This is a genomic window from Croceicoccus pelagius (assembly GCF_001661915.1).
Classification (GTDB): domain Bacteria; phylum Pseudomonadota; class Alphaproteobacteria; order Sphingomonadales; family Sphingomonadaceae; genus Croceicoccus; species Croceicoccus pelagius.
Window position 1 is genome coordinate 308,935 of the sequence record NZ_LYWY01000006.1, and the last position, 18,756, is coordinate 327,690.

Below are 18,756 nucleotides of genomic sequence, written 5' to 3' on the forward strand. Positions count from 1 at the left end.
TCTCCTTGTCCGGCGATTACCGGGTATCTCGTATTCTACGTTCGGGGGCTCAGCCCCTGCATCAGGAATTCGACGAGCTGGCCCGCGATCTCTTCCTTTGACAAGGCACCATCGGGATCGTGCCAGCGCGCAGGCCAGTTCAGGGCACCGGCCATCGCGAAGACGGCCAACTTTTCGTTCTCGCAAGCGACGGAGCCGTCCTTCACGGCCTCGTGCAGGAATTCGCCCATGGCTGCGTCGATACCGCGCTTCATCTCACGATATTCGGGCATGCTTTCGGACTTCAGCTGCTCGACGCCTGTACGGATCACGCAGCGGCCGAAATCGTCCATCGTGATCACAGCATAGCGGCACAGGAAATAGGCCAGCCTGTCCCGCCCGCTTCCCTCGCGGCTGCGCGCCTCGTCCGCCGCGTCCAGCAACTGCCCCAGCCCTTTCTTCAGGCATTCGAGCAGGACCCGGTCCTTGGTCGGATAATAGTGATAGATCGTGCGCTTCGACACGCCCAGCTGCGCCGCAACGTCATCCAGCGAAGTATTGGCAAAGCCGCGCTCGTTGAACATCCGCGCTGCCGCCGACAGCACGGCGTCACGCTTGGCGGCGCGTTCGGCCTCTTTCTGCTCGGCCGTTCTGAAGGGCGATGCGTCGGTCATCTACAGCCCCTCGATTGACAGAACACGGCGTAGATAGCAATACACTCATGCGTTTTCATCGGTCCCGCAAGCATTGCCGGCCGCAAGGAAAGAAGGATAGCGAGATGGAACTGAAGGACACGGCAGCGATCGTCACCGGCGGCGCGTCGGGCTTGGGCAAAGCGACCGCGACGATGCTGGCAGACGCTGGCGCAAAGGTCGCAATCTTCGACATGAACGAAGAAATGGGCGAAGCCGTTGCCAGGGAACTGGGCGGGATCTTCCAGAAGGTCGACGTAGCAAGCGAAGACAGCGTCAAGGCAGCCCTTGATGCCGCCGAAGATGCACACGGCACTGCGCGCGTCCTTGTCAACTGCGCCGGCATAGCGCCGCCCATGAAGACCGTGAACCGCGACAACGAGCCTCACCCGCTTGGCGCATACCGCAAGGTAATCGAGGTCAACCTCATCGGCACTTTCAACATGATCGCGCAGTTCGCGGCCCGCCTCGTCCTGCTAGATCCTATCGGCGAAGAGCGAGGCGTAATCGTGAACACCGCCTCGGTCGCGGCCTTTGAAGGGCAGATCGGCCAGGCAGCCTACGCATCTTCCAAAGCCGGAGTTGCCGGCCTGACGCTTCCCGTGGCGCGTGATCTGTCGCAGCACCAGATCCGCGTCATGACGATCGCACCCGGCATCTTCTGGACCCCGATGCTGGCGGGTCTGCCCGAAGCGGCGCAGGAAAGCCTTGGCAAGCAGGTCCCGCACCCCAGCCGCCTTGGCCGCCCCGAGGAATACGCGATGCTGGTCCAATCGATCGTGGCGAACCCGATGCTGAACGGTGAAGTCATCCGCCTCGACGGCGCGATCCGCATGGCTCCGAAGTAAGGGGCACCCTGCTCGGCGGCGTAGTTGTTCCGCGTCTGGACACCATCCAGACTGGCGGAAAAACGATTTGTTAAAGGCTGATGGTTACCTGCAGGGTAACGTTATGGAACAGCTGCGCGCCTTTTTATGCATATTGGGCACCGGCCTCGCCTTTGCGGGGCTGCCCGGTATTGCCCGGGCGCAAAGCGAATCGACGACGATGTCCGTCGGGGCCGAAGTGGCAGAGGCCTGCTCGATCGAGGCAACCACGATGGCATTTCCCATCACCACGCCCGGCGGCGGCGGCAATGCGACGGCAACGGCCGACATCACGCTTAATTGTTCACCCGGCGTCGACTACGACATCGCGATGGACAACGGGCTTCATGTCCAGGGCCAGACCCGCAACATGTTCGACCCCGTTCTCGGCACTTACCTGCCCTACGAGGTTTACCGGAACGCGAAGATGACTGCTCAGTGGGGCGATCGCAGCGGCATCAATACCGTCAGCGGCCGTTCGCGTCGCGGCGGTGCCACCGTGATCACCGCTTATGGCAAGATTAAGTCAACGACGCAGACCGCGCGCAGCGGCAAGTATTCCGACTACGTCGTCGTCACCGTCAATTTCTGATCCGGTTCGGCCCGTATCTACCGGCACCCCGGTGCCGGAGGGGTTACTGCGCGCTTGCCCGCTACCCCTTTCAAAATGTGTGCAATTACCAAAAGGTAAATGTGCAATTTACGAACAATACAGGTTTTCCCCCTAGATGGCTGTTTACCCTTTTCGGGTCAGCACAACAGGGAGACCACCCCATGAAGACCATCCTGAAGATCGGCGGCGTCGCTGCGGCGCTGATCGCGGCACCGGCCTACGCCGGCACCGACGACACGACGATGCCGGTCACGGCAGAAGTGCTCGACGCATGTGAAGTCAGCGCAACCCCGATGGCATTCGGCACGATCCCCGTGCTCGGTTCGCAGGACATCGACGCGTCGGCTACCGTTTCGCTGCTCTGCACCGTCGGCGCCAACTACGATGTTGCAATGGACGTCGGCCTCAACTCTGCTGGCGGCGGTCAGCGCTACCTCGGCAACTCGGCTGGCGCAGCAGACGTGATCCCTTACGAGATCTACACTGATGCCGCACGCAGCTCGATCTGGGGCAACACGGCGGGCAACACCGTCGGCGGCGTCGCCACCACAGGGCTCGTCGACATCACCGCCTATGGCCGCATCCCCGTTTCGGCCGTACCGGTCGTTGCAGGCTCCTACGAAGATACCGTGACCGTCACGGTCACTTCTGATCGGCGCGATCTGACAATGCGTAACGGTGCCATCGCCCTGCTCGCCCTTCTGGCCGCTACCAGCCCCTTGGCAGCGGAAACGTCCGACGCACCTGCATCCCCGGCGGGCGCGGCTTCGGACAGGGGTGCGAACATCTCGGTGGCACCGCTGCGTCTCGAACTCGACGGTGCCCAGACCGCCGAGATCCTACGCCTGCGCAACCCCGCCACCCGCAAGATCGGCGTTCAGGTCCGCATTTTCGCGTGGGACCAGGTGGACGGCAAGGACGTCTACTCGCCCACCACCGACGTTACCGTCTCCCCCTCGATCATCCAGATCAAGCCGGGCGACACCCAGGTTTTCCGCGTGGTCCGCACCACGCAGCCGGGCGAAACAGAGAAGCGCTATCGCGTCGCGATCGACCAGCTTCCCGATCCCTCGCTCAACCGGCACGGCGAGTTTACGCCGCGCCTTCGTTTTACGCTTCCGCTTTTCGTCGACCGGCAGACAGCCCAGCCCGCTCAGCTGGCCTGGCAGGTCGCAGGCAACAAGCTCCTGCTCGACAATGCGGGTGGCCAGACCGTGCGTATCGCCGCCGTTGCCATGAACGACGGCACCGGCGAGACGCTGCCGCTCGACCGCAGCGGACTGCGCTATGTCATGGGCAGCACGAGCGCGGAATGGACCATCGGCACCGGATGCCCGTCCGGCCCGATCGAGATCGCGGCTCTCGTCGACGGGGAAGAAACCCGTGTCCAGGCGCAACCGAACTGCGGCTGATCTCCTCGCTGCGACGTTTCTGCTGATCGCGGCGCTGGCCGGGTCGATCGCTCCGGCTGCGGCGCAATCGGCCGATCCTTTCGCGCTACCCGGCAATGTCACGATTGCCGATGCCGTGGACCTGTCCGGCCCCGGCCTTTCCACGATCCGCATCGACGGCAAGGATCAGGAAAACCTCGTCCGCCTCGCGTGGATCGACGGCACGCTCCACATCGATGCAGACGACGCTCGCATGGTTGGTCTGCCCGTTTCCGAAGACACGAATGACACAGAAACGGGCGGTTACGTTCCGCTCGACAATTTCATTCTGGCGAAATGGGATTTCAGCCAGCTCGACCAGACATTGATCGTGAAGAAGTTCCGCAAGAGCGATGGGGTCAATTACAAGGACATGGGCCGCCCCATGCGCGATCCGGCGGAATTCCGCCCGATGGCCGCGTTCCTGATGGACTACGACCTCACCGCCTCGGCAGGGGCCAGCGGAAGCTATGCCGCAGGATCGTTCGATGCGCGTCTTGCCCGCGGCGACGAACGGTTAGGCACGAATTTCCGCGTGCTCTCCGACCCGGCGACCGGCTACAATACGGTCACGCGCCTCAACACCGCGCTGCAGATGGCAGACCGCGCGCGGGGCGTGACGATCACGGTGGGCGATCACATCACGGTCGGCAGCAACAGCCAGCGTCCGCTTCGCTTCGGCGGCATCCAGATCGCCAGCGATTTTGCGCTGCGCCCCGGCATCGTTTCCTACCCCCTCCCCGCCTTCGACGGACAGGTCGCGGTGCCGACGGGCATCGATCTCATCATCAACGACAAGCGGTTTTCGGCAGGCGAACTGGAAGCAGGCGAGTTTGCCGTGCGCAACGTACCGGTCAGCCCGGGGCGCGGCGAAGTGTCGGTCGTTCTGCGCGATGAACTGGGGCGCGAAGTCGTGCAGACCACCAAGCTCTACGTCTCGCGCGAATTGCTGCGCAAAGGGCTTTGGGACGGCGGCGTGAACATCGGCACGATCCGCCGCAATTTCGGCAAACGCAATGCCGACTATCACGACCTTGCCGCGACTTTCCTTGCCCGCCGCGGGCTTTCCGACACGCTGTCGCTGGGGGCATCGGGTGAATTGGGTGCAGGGATCGCAAACCTTGGCGCACACGGCGAAGTCGCGCTGGGCGGCGTGGCGCTGGCAACAGCGGAAGTACGCGGCAGCACGGGTGGCGGCTCGTCGGGCGCGCTTGTCCGCATGGGTGTCGAATCCTTCGGGCGCGGGCTTTCGGGCCGGATCGAAGGCGTGTTCCCCACCAAGGGCTACCGAGACCTGGCGGCGGCCTCAGGGGACGCCCTGCCCGTTTCGCAGATCAACGCGATGGTTAATTTCGACCTAAGGCAATACGACGCCCGCTTCCTCGTCAGCGCCAGCCGGATCACCCGGCAGAAGGACCCCCGCTATTCCACGCAAACCGGCAGCACCACGATCCTGCGCGCAAATGCCCGAAAGTCGCTGGCCGAGCGCCTCGACGTCGGGCTCGACCTCGCTTGGCGCAAGAGCGACAACTCGCGGATCAGCGCGATGATCGGCGTCATGTACCGCTTTGGCGAGCGTACGCAGGCCATGGGCAATGTCTCGCGTAACGGTTCGCGGACGTCGATGCAGGCCAGCCTCCAGCGCCCTGACGTCCAGCCGGGCGACTACGGCTATGCGGTGGAGGCGACCCACGCGATCACCGACCGGTTGAGCGGGCGCGGCAGCTATCGCACGCCGAACACCCGCGCCGAGATGCAGGCCGAATACGTATCGGGCCGCATCGCCGCACGCACCGGCGTTCGCGGCACCCTGATCGCGACGGGCGGCACCGTTTTTGCCCGTAACCAGACCGGCGGGGCCTATGCCTTCGTGCAAACAGGCAATGTCGGCGGCGGCACCGTGATGCGCGAGAACCGCCTTGCCGGTGTCTCCGACGAACAGGGCCGCGTGCTTGTCGAACAGGTCACTCCGCTGGTGCCGACGCAGTTCGATATCGATCCCGACGAACTGCCCGCAGATGTCATCACCGGATCGACCTACCGCCGCGTCGCTGTTGCGCGCGGTTCGGTGGGCCGGGTGGAAATGGACATCAGCGCGTTCCGCTCGCTCCCCGTCCGCGTGATCGATACGAACGGCAAGCCGCTGCCGCTGGGCATGATGCTGCAGTCGGGCAGGGGCGAAAGCTACATGGTCGGCTATGACGGACTGATCGACTATAACGCACTGTCCCCGGCCAAGACCCTTCGCGGCGAGGTGCGCCAAGGGCAGGCCTGCACGATCACCGTGCCGGACGGCATTGCCGCGATTCAAGGCATGGCGGAGATCCGTGCCGAGTGCAGTCAGACGGTCATTGCGCTGGCCGACTGAAGCATCGACCTAAACGAAATCCTCGGTGTCGATCGTCTCGCGCATGGTCTCGCCATCGCGATGACCGGCGACGGTCTGCTGGTTCACGATCTCGCCCGCCTTTTCGGGGCGTGCCATAGGCCCAGGCCACGTCCATGCAGCCGAGGCCAACTGCATTCACCTCGCGTCCGGCAAGCTTTCTTGGCATTTACGATCAGCCATCCTGTTTCTCGAGGTTGGGGGCGAGTGCGTCGATCACGCGAGAGCAGTCAAGCGCACTGGTAACCGTACTGCCCTTGGATCATGCCGCCCAGATTTCGCTCCCCTCGATGCCGATATCGCTGCATACCACTCAGCCTGATATCCAGCACAGGACGTCGCCGCATGATCGCCGCATCCGCACTCGACTACCGCGAACTCGCCCGCAGGCGCCTGCCGCATTTCCTGTTCGAATATATCGACGGCGGCTCCTACTCCGAAGTTACGCTCGAGCGGAATGTCGACGACCTGAAACGCGTCGCCCTGCGCCAGCGGGTGCTGCGCGACGTGTCGGACCTTAACCTCTCGACCGAAATCTTCGGGCAGAAACTGGCGCTTCCCGTCGCGCTCGCCCCCATCGGGCTGGCCGGTCTCAACGCCCGGCGCGGCGAGTGCCAGGCGGCGCGTGCGGCGGAAAGTGCGGGTATTCCTTTCACGCTTTCGACCGTGTCGGCCTGCAATCTAGAGGAAGTCGCCGCCGCCGCGACCAGCCCCTTCTGGTTCCAGCTCTACATGATTCGCGACCGCGCCTTCATGCGCGACCTGATGGCCCGCGCCCGCGCTGTCGGGTGTTCGACCCTCGTGTTCACGGTCGACATGCCGGTGCCGGGCAGCCGCTACCGCGACTATCACTCCGGTCTTGCAGGCGCCGAAGGGCTCAAGGGCGCGCTCCGCAGAACCTTGCAGGGCGCCCTGAAGCCCGACTGGGCATGGGATGTCGGTGTGATGGGCCGGCCCCACTCGCTGGGCAATGTCGCACCGGTACTGGGCGACCAGTCGGGGATCGAGGATTTCTTTGCGTGGATGCGCAACAACTTCGATCCTTCCATCAACTGGAAAGATCTGGATTTCATCCGCGCGGAATGGGGTGGCCCGCTTATCATCAAGGGCCTGTTGGACCCTGACGACGCACGCGAGGCGGCCGAACTGGGCGCGGACGGGATCGTCGTGTCGAACCATGGCGGAAGGCAGCTCGACGGCGTACTGTCCACGGCTCGTGCCCTACCCCCGATCGCCGATGCCGTGGGCGACCGGCTGACTGTGCTCGCCGACGGCGGCATCCGTTCGGGCCTCGACGTTGTCAGGATGCTCGCGCTGGGTGCCAAGGGCGTCCTGCTGGGCCGGGCGTGGGCCTATGCCTTGGGCGCACGCGGACAGGCAGGCGTAGAACACGTACTGAAGCTAATCGACGCGGAAATGCGCGTTGCGATGTCGCTCACCGGCGTGACCCGTATTGACGAAATCGACCGGTCGATCCTCGCCGTCACATGAGCCCCGCCTGACGGTCCTGTCAGGCGACCGGCAAGCGGATCTCGAAGCAACTGCCCTCGCCCGGCGCACTGCGCTTCAAGGATATATTCCCGCCATGCATCTCGACCAGTTCCTTGACCAGCGCGAGCCCGATGCCGAGCCCGCCGCTTACGCTTTGCGACACCGATGCGGCCTGGCCGAAGATCTCGAAGATCCTCTCCTGCTCTTCAGGTTCAATCCCTATGCCGTTGTCGCTGACCGCGATCACGGCATGCTCGCCGACCTGTGATACCTCGACCGAAATCCTGCCACCATCAGGCGTATAGCGGGCCGAATTGCCGACAAGGTTGCTCACGATCTGGATGATCCGCGCCGGATCGGCATCAAGCGTGATCGGTCCCTCGGGGATGCTGACCGTCAGCTCGTGCCCTGCAGAATCGATCGCCTGCGTATTGTGGTCGAGAGCCTGTGGGATGACGGTTTGAAGCGTCATCAATTCCTTTCGCAGGGATATCTTGCCCTGTTCGATCCGCGCGATGTCCAGTAGGTCCTCGACCAGCCGCGAAACGTGGGCGAGGTTCTGCCGCATCGCGCTGCGGACCTCGTCCTCGTTGATGCGTCCGTTCGCGCGTTCAAGGATGTTGAGACCCGAGCCGAGCACAGCAAGCGGATTGCGCAGCTCGTGCCCGAGAACGGCGAGAAAGCGGTTCTTCTGCTGATCCGCGTCGCGCAGCGCCGCAGTCAGGCCAGCCAGCTCGTCTCGCTGCGCCGCGATCTGACGGCGCTGATCGTACAGGTTCAGGAAGACTTCGGCCTTCGAACGCAGCACGTCCGTCTCGATCGGCTTCTGGATGAAGTCGACCGCGCCTGCCTCGTATCCGCGGAAACGGCGGGCCGTGTCGCCCGATCCCGCCGTCACGAAAATGATCGGGATATGCCGCGACCGTTCGTTGGCGCGCATGAATTCCGCCAGTTCGAACCCGTCCATGCCCGGCATCTGAACGTCGAGCAGTGCCAGCGCGTAGTCGTGCTGCAGCATCAACTCCAGCGCCTCGTCGCCGCTGCGGGCGGTGTGGAAGTTGACGCCGTCGCGCTTCAGCAATGCTTCCAGCGCGAGGAGGTTTTCCTCCAGGTCGTCGACCAGCAGGAAGTTGATGGGAGTTTCTGGCGCGGTCATGGCTCCACCATATCGGCAAGGTATGCTGCGATTTCGTCCAGCGTGAGTATTTGCGCGCCCTCGCATGCCTGGGCGGCGGCTTCGGGCATGGCCGCCATTTCGGCCGTCGCGGGATCCTGGATCAGCGCCGTCCCTCCCCTGCCGGCGATGGCCTGCAAACCGCTTGCGCCGTCATGGTTGGCGCCGGTCATGATGACCCCCGTCACGTCGGGGCCGAAGGCATCGGCGGCTGTTTCGAACAAGACATCGATGGCCGGACGCGAATGGTTGACCGGCTCTTCCGTCGACAGGGCCAGCGTGTGATCGGTCTCGACCAGCAAGTGATAGTCGGGCGGCGCGAAATAGATCGTTCCGGGCCGCAAGGGTTCCTTGTCCTCGGCCTCCTTCACCCGCATCCGGCATTTCTCGGAAAACAGCTTCACCAGTGCGTTTTTTCTGCGCGGCGGAACGTGGACGACGATGGCGATGGCGCGGGGATAATCGGCTGCGAGCATCGGCAGAACGTGCGACAGGGCCTGAACCCCGCCCGCCGAAGCACCGATCGCCACCAGTTCGCAGGTCATCGGCCCTTCCTCCGGTAGATGCGATCTTCGCGGGCGTGTTCGGTGAAACGGTCCGCGTGCGAGGAAAAGCGCAAGCTCTCCTTCGATCCGATGCCAAGAAAACCGCGCCGTGCCAGCGATTCGGCGAACAGGCCGATGACCCGTTCCTGCAGTTCCTTGTCGAAATAGATCAGGACGTTGCGGCACGAAATCAGATGCATTTCGGCAAAGGCCGCATCGGTGACGAGGCTATGGTCGGAAAAGACCGTCCGCGCGCGGAGCGACTTGTCGAATACCGCGCGCCCGTAGTCGGCACTGTAGTAGTCCGAAAGCGAGGAGTGCCCGCCCGAAAGCCGGTGGTTTTCCGTGAATTGACGGATCCGGTCGAGCGGATAGATGCCCGCTTGCGCGGCCTTCAGCGCCGCCGGATTGATGTCGGTCGCGTAGAAGATCGTCTTGTCCAGCAAGCCTTCCTCCCGAAACAGGATGGCGAGCGAATAGAGTTCCTCACCGTGGCTGCACCCTGCGACCCAGACTTTCAGCGAAGGATAGGTATGGAGGTGTGGCACGACCTTTTCGCGAAGCGACTTGTAGTAGGATGGGTCGCGGAACATCTCGCTGACCTGCACCGTCAGGTAGTTCAGCAGGTTCGGGAGCATCGTTTCGTCATGAAGCACCGCAGACTGCAAGGCCGAGATGGAATCGAGCCCGAAATGCCGCTGCGCCTGCAAGAGCCTGCGCTTGATCGAAGCCCGGGCATAGTGCCGGAAATCGTAGTGATACTGGCGATAGAGCGCGTCCAGCAACAACTGGATCTCGAGCTCCTCGACGGTTTCGCCTGTCATCTCGGCATCCATACGCGCACCAGCGAAAGCAGTTTGTCGACGTCGATGGGCTTCGACATGTAATCGTTCGCGCCTGCATCCATGCACTTCTTCTGATCGTCGGGCATGGCCTTGGCGGTCAGCATGATGATCGGCAGCTTACGCCACTGCGGGTCTTCGCGGATTGAACGCACTGCAGTCATGCCGTCCATCACAGGCATCATCACGTCCATCAGGACAAGATCGATCGCCTTGTCCGCATCGCCCGCGGCATCGGCCAGTGCGTCGAGCGCTTCCTGCCCGTTGCGCGCGATGCGGGTAACTGCGCCGCGCGGTTCGAGCACGCTTGTCAGCGAATAGACGTTCCGCACGTCGTCCTCGACGATCAAAATCCGCTTGCCCTCAAGTGCGGCGTCGCGGTGGCGGGCCTTCTCGATCATCTGGCGCTGCTCTGGTGGAAGCTCCGACACGACCTGGTGAAGGAAAAGGGACACTTCGTCGAGCAGGCGTTCGGGCGACTTTGCGCCCTTGATGATTATCGAGCTCGAATAGCGGCGAAGGCGCTGTTCCTCGTCCGCCGACAGGTCGCGCCCGGTATAGACGATCACCGGTGGCAAGGCCTGCGGATGATCCTCACTCAGCGTTTCGATCAGCGAGAAGCCCGATGCATCGGGAAGCGAAAGGTCGAGCACGATGCAGTCGTAGCCGCCCTCCTCGATCTCCTTAAGGCAATCAGCCGCGGTCCCCACGCCCACCGTTTCGACATCGCGCGATGCCAGGAGCTTGCCGACCGCTTCACGTTGAACCGGATCGTCCTCAACGATCAACACGCGCCGCATGCGGGCGGTGAGTTTCTCTTGCAGGCCCTCCAGCACGTCGGCCAGTTGTTCGCGCAGCGCCGGTTTACCGAGGAAACCGACAGCGCCCAAAGCAAGCGCGGTCTTGCTCTGGTCCTCGCCAGAGACGACGTGGATCGGGATATGCCGCGTTTCGTCCTGGTGTTTCAGGCGGTCGAGAACGGTGAGCCCCGACTGGTCGGGCAACCCGATGTCGAGCACGATGGCGTTGGGCCGGTATTCGCGGGCAAGGTCCAGCGCGTCCTGCGCGCTGCCGGCGACGATGCATTGGAAACCCATCTGGCGCGAAAGCTCGCAAACGATGGAGGCGAAATTGGCATCGTCCTCGATCACCAGCAGCAGGCGCTTGCCGTCGGACAGGTTGTTCCGGTCATCATCGACCGAGTAGGATTTCGAGGGCGTCCTTGCAGGTGCCTCTTTCGACCTGCCCACGGGCACGACGGTATTGGTGCGCGGCTCTCTCGGGACGTCCCTTTCCGCCACCTTGCCCGGATCGTATTCCACGGGAACGTTGACGGTGAAAGTGCTGCCCTTCCCCACTTCGCTGTCGAGACGGATCGAACCGCCCAACAGACGCGCCAGTTCGCGCGAGATCGAGAGGCCGAGACCGGTGCCGCCGAACTTGCGGCTGATCGTGCCATCGGCCTGACGGAACGCCTCGAAGATCGCATCGCGCTGTTCGGGAGAAATGCCGATACCGGTGTCGGTAACCGAGATGTCCAGCGTATCGCCATCGCCCGGCGCAATCGTGAGTCCAACGCCGCCCTGCTCGGTGAACTTGAGGGCGTTCGACAAAAGGTTCTTCAAAACCTGTTCCAGCCGCATCCGGTCCGTCTCGATCGACTGCGGCGCGTCGGGCGCGATATCGATCTTAAGCTCCAGACCGCGCTCTCGCGCCACTTGCTCGAACAGCTTGCGCATGTCGGCAGCCAGTCGCTCGGTCGAAACCGGCGCTGCGTCGATCTCGACGTGCCCGGCCTCGATCTTCGACAGGTCGAGGATATCGTTGATGAGCGTCAGCAAGTCGTTGCCCGATGACTCGATGGTCCGCGCGTACTTGATCTGGTCATCCGACAGGTTGCCGTCGGCATTGTCGGCCAGAAGCTTGGAAAGGATGAGCAGCGAATTGAGCGGGGTGCGAAGCTCGTGGCTCATGTTTGCGAGGAAGTCGGACTTGTACTGGCTCGCCTGCTCCAGTTCGCGCGCCTTCAACTGCAGCGAAGCGGCAGCGCGGCCCAGTTCGTCGCGCTGGTTTTCCAGCGTCTGGGCCTGTTCCTCCAGTTGGCTGTTCGTCTGCTCCAGCTCGACCTGCTGAAGCTCCAGCCGGGCCTGCGATTCCTTGAGAGCGTTGCCCTGCTCCTCAAGCTCCTCGTTCGAGACGCGCAGCTCCTCGCTCTGCGCCTGAAGCTCGCCTGCCTGACGCTGTGTTTCCTCCAGCGCGTCCTGCAGCTTCTCGCGGAAACGGGCCGAGCGCAATGCGATGCCGATCGAACCGGCAACGCTGTCAAGCAGTTCGAGAACCCGGTCGTCGACCTCGTCCATGAACCCCAATTCGATCACGGAATTGACGACACCGTCCATGTGGGCGGGCGCGATGACGAGATGGCGGGGAACGTCGCTGCCGAAGGCCGAGCCGACCGTCAGATAGCCTTCGGGAACATCACGAAGCAGCACGGGCTCGCCATCGCTTGCCACTTTACCCAGCAATCCGTCGCCCCTCTCGAAGGTGATCGGCATCTCGGCATTGGCCGGGACGCCAAGAGTCGCGACGCGGTTGAATGTGCCGCCCTCGCCCTTAAACATCGCTCCGGCACTCGCATGGACGTGCTCTGCCAAGAAGCTCAGGATGTCGGATGACAGCTCCGGGATCGTCTTGTCGCCACGCATCTTCTCGGCAAGTCCGACTTGCGCGGTCTGTAGCCACTTCTGGCGGTCGCGAACGCGGTTTGCACGCGTGGTCATAACGTAAATGGCAAGCGCGAGGACGACGCCGATAATACTGCTCACGATCGCGCTCAGCACCGCCTGCTGCGAAGCGGCGGCAAGTTTGGCGACGCTTTCTTCGCGCACAGCCAGTTCTTCGCGGCGAAGGCGGGAGAGTTGCTCGCGGATGCCGTCCATCGCGATCTTGCCGCGATCGGTGTTCATTTCGGCCAACGCGGTATCGACGGCACCGCTACGGCGCAGTTCGATGATCCGCGACATTTCCCGGCGCTTGATATCAACGGCGATGCGAAGCTGCGCGAAACTGTCCCGCTGAAGTCCGCTTTCGCTGGTCGCGACCTCGAGATTGTCGAGCTTGCGCTGAAGTTCGGCAACGCCCTCGACGTAAGGCGCAAGATAGGCTTCCTCGCCGGTCAGCAGGTAACCGCGTTGCCCCGTCTCGGCATCAAGACCGGCGATCAGCACACCGTCGAGCGTGCTTAGCACCTCGTGCGTATCGCGTATGCGTGCCTCGCTCGCCCGCATTTCCAGCAGGTTGGCATATGCCGCAATGGCAGTGACGATGAAGAAGCCTATGGCGAGCGCAAGCCCGCCCAGCGCCCACCAGTTGACAGCGTAGCGTAGCCCTTGCGCGCCAGATGCGTTTTTCAAAACTCGGATACCCTCGCAAGTCGACCCGCGGGGACTAGCAGAGACCCCAAACCCGAACGCAACGACCCTTATGGTCCGGAAGCGTTCCGCTACAACGAAGACGCGCACCGTTTGGTTCCGCACTAATTCTTTCCGCGCGAAACATTTCTGCGCGCCCGGTGATCAGTACGAGAAAGGTGGTTTCCGCTACACCAAACTGGCAGACGCGAGCGCTGAGGATAGACGTGCCCGGACGAGAGGTTGCTGAGCCTTTCCTTGGTATGTTTGAAGCTTTGCGAACCAACCGTTCGACAAGTCCGATCCAAATGACGCCCGTCGGCAGCCATCGTTTTTCGCAATCCGCTTCGCTACACTGCGCTGCTTGAAGATTGCCGCCACATGTTGTGCAGGGATCATGTTCCGACCGCCCCGCGGATCGGTAACTGCCCGCTCTGGCACCGATAAAGGAGCGCCACCATGAATGCTACCCGCCGTGAGACCGACAGTCTGGGCGAGATCGAGGTGCCAGCGAGTGCCTATTGGGGGGCGCAAACCCAACGCAGCATCGAGAACTTCCCGTTCGGCGAAACGGAACAGATGCCGATCGAGATTATTCGCGCCTTGGCACTGGTCAAACAGGGTGCGGCGCAGGTTAACCGACGCCATGGACTGGACGCGAAACTGGCAGACGCCATCGATGTCGCGGCGCGCGAGATTGTCGCAGGCCACCATGACGACCAGTTCCCTCTCGCCATCTGGCAGACGGGAAGCGGCACGCAGACCAATATGAATGTTAACGAGGTAATCGCTGGCCGTGCGAACGAATTGTTGATCGGAAGGCGTGGCGGCAAAAGCCCTATCCACCCAAACGACCACGTCAACAAGAGCCAGTCCTCTAACGACAGCTTCCCGACGGCGCTGCATATTGCCACCGCGCTTGCCGTCCATCGGAATCTCTTACCAGCCATCGACCGGCTGCACGCTGCCTTACGAGCCAAGTCGGAAGAATGGAGCAGCATCGTCAAGATCGGCAGAACACACTTGCAGGATGCAACGCCGCTGACACTGGGGCAGGAGTTCTCCGGCTACGCCCAGCAACTGGTTCGCGCGCGTCAACAAATTGTCGCCGGAATGGAAGATGTGTTTGCGGTTGCGCAAGGCGGGACAGCCGTGGGCACCGGGCTGAATGCGCCGAGCGGTTTTGCCGAAGACTTCGTGGCCGAGTTGAAAGGATTGACCGAACTCCCGTTCCGTAGTGCACAGAACAAGTTTGAGGCACTGGCAACCCATGATGCGCTCGTCGCTTTGTCCGGCACGCTCGCTGGGCTGGCTGTGGCGCTAACCAAGATTGCGAACGACATCCGCCTTCTGGGTTCGGGGCCGCGTTCGGGTTTGGGAGAGCTTGAACTGCCGGCAAATGAGCCGGGAAGCTCGATCATGCCCGGCAAAGTCAATCCCACGCAATGCGAGATGCTGACCATGGTCGCCGCTCAGGTGATCGGTAATAACCAGGCAGTCACGATTGGCGGGTTGCAGGGGCATCTTGAGCTGAACGTGTTCAAGCCGGTGATCGGAGCGGCGGTGATGCGCTCGATCCACCTGCTTGCCGTCGGCATGGAGAGCTTTGCGAGCCGTTGCGTCGATGGCCTTTCGCCCAATGAAACACGCATCGCCGAGTTGGTCGAGCGATCGCTGATGCTCGTCACGGCGCTTGTGCCCGAGATCGGTTATGATGCCGCCGCGCAGATCGCCAAACATGCACATGAGTGTGGCATCACGCTCAGGGAAGCCGGACTCGCACTGGGATTGGTTGATGCGGCGACGTTCGACCGGTTGGTCAGGCCAGATTCGATGGTGTGATCGGAAACACTACTTTCGGTCAGAGCCCGTATTTCCAGACCAGCAGCACAGAAAGCGTGCAGATCATCAGCAGAACGAGAGGCAGTCCAGCGCGCACGTAATCCCGGAAATGATACCCGCCCGCGCTCATTATCAGGATGTTCGTCTGATAGGCGATCGGGGTGGCATAGCAAAGGTTACACCCAAACAACACGGCGAGAACCAATGGCTCTGCCGGTATGGCAAGCTGTTCGGCCAGGCTCACCGCAATGGGTGTGCCGACGGCAGCCGCCGCCGTGTTTGACGAGAAATTCGTAATCAGTGTCGCAAATGCCATCATGGCTGCGACCACAACCGCGGCGGGGAGTCCCTGCATCCCTAGCGCCATTGAACTGCCGAGCCACTCTGCCGCTCCCGTTTCCAGAAGCGCTCGTCCAAGCGCAATGCTTGCCGCGACCAGCACTATGACTTTGGCGCTCAACGCCCGTCCCAGCCGGTCGAATTTTACGCAGCCCGTCGCGAGCATCACGATACTGCCGGTAAGCGCAGCAATTGCGATCGGGACAAGATGCAAGGCCGCGAGCAGGACAACTCCTGCAAAAATGAGCAAGGCAAGGCTTGCCTTGGCCGTGCGCGGTATTTCCACCGCGCCCTCCAGCATCATCACCCCTTCGCCGATCTGGATTTGCTCCAAGGCCGGGATACTGCCCCGCACCCACAACACATCGCCTATCTCAAGACGATCATTGTCGGTTCGCAGTCGTTGCGGGAATATGTCCTGGACCGGATGATGAACTCCCATAACAGCGATGCCGTAACGATCGAGAATCTGAGCAGAAATTATCGTTTGGCCTATCAAGGCGGAGTCGGCACCAATGACCAGTTCCGCAGTGACGTGGTCGCCGCCATCGTCCTGTGCAAACGCCTTCATCATTTCCTGCGTTGCGGCACGCAGAAGAGGAATTTTTATCGCGGAGCCAAAATCCTCCACTTGTGTGCTCGTGCCCTCGACCTCGATGGAGTCGCCGGATTGCACGATGTACTGGGGATCGGTTTGCAATCTGCCCGTGCGAATGGCTCCGGCCACATCCAGCGTGTCGCCAGCCTTCTCTCGCAATTCCAGCAACGAGAGGCCGATTGCCGATGACGTTTCTGTCGGGATGAGGATCGAACGGAACCGACGGGTCAGCTGTTCGTCAGTCGCGCTATGAGCAGGCAGCAAGTGCGGCATGACGAGCCAAAGATAGGGCAATGCAACCAGCGCGGCGAGAAGCGCTATCTCGGTAAAATGGAAGATACCAAATCGTGGAAGGCCCATATCCTCTGCGATGGAAACCACCAGCAGATTGGTGGAGGTTCCGATCGTTGTAGCCATCCCGCCGATCAGGATGGCACAATTCATCGGCATAAGGGTCTTTGATGCAGGAACGCCGGCCCGGATGGCCAGGTTGATCATGATCGGCATCGTCAGGACCAGCACTGGTGTGTCGTTCACAAACATGCTCATCAAACCGCCCATGACGAGCGAAAACAGGAGTCCCAGCAACTTGCTGAAGTTCCATAACCGGATGAGTATACGTGCAGCCGGTTCAAGTGCGCCTGTCACGACCAGTCCGCGGCCAAGGATCATAAGGGAGCAAATGGCGATCAGCGCTTCATGGCTGAAGCCGCCAAAGGCTATTTCAAGTCCGCTGTACGATCCCTCGTGCTCGATCGGGAAGAAATAGACGCCGATCGCAAGCACCGCGATCAGGACGAGAGAGACGATCTCGATCCGGACGCGGCCGCGCGCAAAGAACCAGAACGCCATCATCGCGATCAGCATTGCCCCGATGGCATGTGGCGATGGTGGGATCAAAAGGTTCTCCTTGCCGCAATCATCCTATAGCACTTGAACGAGGAAATCTCGTTCGGATGAAACTGCGGTCGGCCATCGTGGCGCTGTCATTTGTGGATGGCCCCTGCGCTGCAAGGGGTAAATTGAGTTGCTGATATGATCTGTCGGGTGCGGTCATCTGTCCGGCCTGTTCGCGCGGCACATGATGACCGCTGGCCCTGATGGTGTCCGCTGGCCGGTTCCCTCTTAGTCTAGCGAGCACGAAGCTCCGACAGCACCTCGGGTTGTCCCGGCCCATGCGGCCGCGTTCAGATCGTCATCAGCAATCCTCGCTCTGCCGATGCCAGGCCAGAAGGCGTCGGTTGAGCGCCTGGATTTGCGCGACCAGCGCTTCGAGTTGTTCCGCCAGAAGCATGACCACACCTCGTGCCACCTCCGGCAGGGTCGAGTTATCGGCCTGCACAGTCCGCTCAACGAGATCACGGGCACCGCGCGCGCCTTGCGCTGCAATTAGGCCGAACTCGGCGCAATGGGCACGAATAGCATTGATGAGCATGGTACGCTGACGGACCAGGAGCTCGCGCGAGCGGTGCAGAACCAGGACGGCTTGCCGCTCCGCGCTCTTGACCGGTACGAAGCGCATGGTCGGGCGCCGCACCGCTTCGCAGATCGCCTCGGCATCAGCCGCGTCGTTCTTTTGACGGCGGAGATTAAGCCTTCACGTAAGCCGGCGGCATAAGCCGGACTTCGTGGCCCAGAGCCGAAATCTCGCGCGCCCAGTGATGGGCTGTGGCGCAAGCCTCCATCCCGACCAGGCAGGAAGGAACCTTCGACAACGTATCGAGCAGGGCTGCTCGCCGAACCTTCTTGCGCCATACGACAGCGCCCTTGGCATCGACAGCGTGAAGTTGGAAAACGGACTTGGCCAGATCAAGGCCGATCATGGTAATCTCCATGGTGGATGGTCCTTTGTACGGGTTGCTTCGACAACAGCCCACAATACGACTCACCATCGTTGGACACAGGGGCCATCCACCTCATCGGTCAAACCGCAACTCGTCTCAGAATGACGCGGCGATCCCTGGAAGCAGCAGGTCTTAGCCCACGAGCTTCTGCCACTCGGCCAAAGCGGCCGAGCGGCGGGTCTTATAGGTCTGTCGATCGACGAGGTGGCGTTCGGAATTGAAGTGGTTGTGAAAAGAGGCATGAACCGAGGCGAATTTCTGGAGGGACTTCATTCGCCGAAATCGCTGCATCGCTCGCTCTCTTCGTCGGAATGGCAGGTGTGAATTCTCGGCGCGATTGTTGAACCACCTTCCCATCTCGCGGCGTTCAAGATTTCCAAGTTCCCGCATAGCAGCAGGGTACGAACGCATCCCATCCGTGACGATTGTCTCAGCTCTTCCGTGCCGCTTCAGCGCCTTCTTCATGAACTCCAGAGCCGCAGCCTTGTCCCGTCTCTTCGTGACGAAGCTCTCCAGCACTTCACCTTCGTGATCGACGGCGCGCCAGAGGTAATGTCGCTCACCGTTGATCTTCACGAAGACCTCGTCGAGGTGCCAGCGCCAATGCCTTGAGCCCTTCATTCGGCTGACACGTTGCATAGGAATATCCGCGGCGAACATCGGACCGAACCGGTTCCACCACATCCGAACCGTCTCATGGCAAAT

Annotated in this window: 13 protein-coding genes and 1 pseudogene; 6 read left to right on the forward strand and 8 right to left on the reverse strand. The window is 62.0% G+C overall.

Annotated features, from left to right (window positions below; genetic code table 11):
* Nucleotides 1–35 precede the first annotated feature (35 nt).
* Nucleotides 36–653 (reverse strand): TetR/AcrR family transcriptional regulator, encoded by a 618-nt coding sequence (locus A9D15_RS01845; RefSeq protein ID WP_066761184.1) that lies wholly within the window; start codon nucleotides 651–653, stop codon nucleotides 36–38.
* 104 nt (nucleotides 654–757) lie between these two features.
* Here A9D15_RS01845 and A9D15_RS01850 point away from each other — a divergent pair, with 104 nt between their 5' ends.
* The 5 genes from A9D15_RS01850 (at nucleotide 758) to lldD (ending at nucleotide 7,457) form a co-directional block, all read left to right on the forward strand.
* Nucleotides 758–1,519, forward strand: coding sequence for a 3-hydroxyacyl-CoA dehydrogenase (locus A9D15_RS01850; RefSeq protein ID WP_066761185.1), 762 nt, complete (start codon nucleotides 758–760; stop codon nucleotides 1,517–1,519).
* A 103-nt stretch (nucleotides 1,520–1,622) separates the two neighbouring features.
* Nucleotides 1,623–2,129, forward strand: a complete 507-nt coding sequence (locus A9D15_RS01855; protein ID WP_066761187.1) for a Csu type fimbrial protein — start codon at nucleotides 1,623–1,625, stop codon at nucleotides 2,127–2,129.
* A gap of 182 nt (nucleotides 2,130–2,311) precedes the next feature.
* Nucleotides 2,312–3,562, forward strand: coding sequence for a spore coat protein U domain-containing protein (locus A9D15_RS01860; protein ID WP_066761189.1), 1,251 nt, complete (start codon nucleotides 2,312–2,314; stop codon nucleotides 3,560–3,562).
* Nucleotides 3,534–5,948, forward strand: a complete 2,415-nt coding sequence (locus A9D15_RS01865; protein WP_066761191.1) for a fimbria/pilus outer membrane usher protein — start codon at nucleotides 3,534–3,536, stop codon at nucleotides 5,946–5,948. Before A9D15_RS01860 ends, A9D15_RS01865 begins: the two co-directional genes overlap by 29 nt.
* A gap of 363 nt (nucleotides 5,949–6,311) precedes the next feature.
* Nucleotides 6,312–7,457, forward strand: a complete 1,146-nt coding sequence (gene lldD / locus A9D15_RS01870) for an FMN-dependent L-lactate dehydrogenase LldD (protein ID WP_066761193.1) — start codon at nucleotides 6,312–6,314, stop codon at nucleotides 7,455–7,457.
* Between the two features lie 19 nt (nucleotides 7,458–7,476).
* On the opposite strand, the gene A9D15_RS01875 is transcribed toward lldD, so the two are convergent.
* From A9D15_RS01875 to A9D15_RS01890, 4 genes are read right to left on the reverse strand one after another with little or no spacing between them, the layout of a single operon-like run.
* The gene (locus tag A9D15_RS01875; RefSeq protein WP_066761195.1) at nucleotides 7,477–8,613 is read right to left on the reverse strand and encodes a hybrid sensor histidine kinase/response regulator; all 1,137 of its coding nucleotides are present in this window, start codon (nucleotides 8,611–8,613) and stop codon (nucleotides 7,477–7,479) included.
* The gene (locus A9D15_RS01880; RefSeq protein WP_066761197.1) at nucleotides 8,610–9,176 is read right to left on the reverse strand and encodes a chemotaxis protein CheB; all 567 of its coding nucleotides are present in this window, start codon (nucleotides 9,174–9,176) and stop codon (nucleotides 8,610–8,612) included. Before A9D15_RS01880 ends, A9D15_RS01875 begins: the two co-directional genes overlap by 4 nt.
* Complete coding sequence (locus tag A9D15_RS01885) at nucleotides 9,173–10,000, reverse strand: CheR family methyltransferase (RefSeq protein WP_066761288.1); 828 nt, start codon at nucleotides 9,998–10,000, stop codon at nucleotides 9,173–9,175. Before A9D15_RS01885 ends, A9D15_RS01880 begins: the two co-directional genes overlap by 4 nt.
* Nucleotides 9,997–13,305, reverse strand: coding sequence for a response regulator (locus tag A9D15_RS01890; protein WP_082924196.1), 3,309 nt, complete (start codon nucleotides 13,303–13,305; stop codon nucleotides 9,997–9,999). Before A9D15_RS01890 ends, A9D15_RS01885 begins: the two co-directional genes overlap by 4 nt.
* Before the next feature lie 582 nt (nucleotides 13,306–13,887).
* Here A9D15_RS01890 and fumC point away from each other — a divergent pair.
* Complete coding sequence (gene fumC, locus A9D15_RS01895; RefSeq protein WP_066761203.1) at nucleotides 13,888–15,270, forward strand: class II fumarate hydratase; 1,383 nt, start codon at nucleotides 13,888–13,890, stop codon at nucleotides 15,268–15,270.
* A 19-nt stretch (nucleotides 15,271–15,289) separates the two neighbouring features.
* Here the strand turns inward: fumC and A9D15_RS01900 are convergent, their stop codons facing one another.
* From A9D15_RS01900 to A9D15_RS01910, 3 genes and pseudogenes are all read right to left on the reverse strand, one after another.
* Nucleotides 15,290–17,074: an SLC13 family permease gene (locus tag A9D15_RS01900; protein ID WP_066761204.1), complete on the reverse strand. Its 1,785-nt coding sequence runs from the start codon at nucleotides 17,072–17,074 to the stop codon at nucleotides 15,290–15,292.
* A gap of 340 nt (nucleotides 17,075–17,414) precedes the next feature.
* Nucleotides 17,415–18,042, reverse strand: a pseudogene (locus tag A9D15_RS16870) (IS110 family RNA-guided transposase); the annotation flags it as partial.
* Nucleotides 18,043–18,183: 141 nt separating this feature from the next.
* Nucleotides 18,184–18,756: IS6 family transposase (locus A9D15_RS01910; protein WP_082924151.1), on the reverse strand; the 573-nt coding region annotated here is incomplete at its 5' end.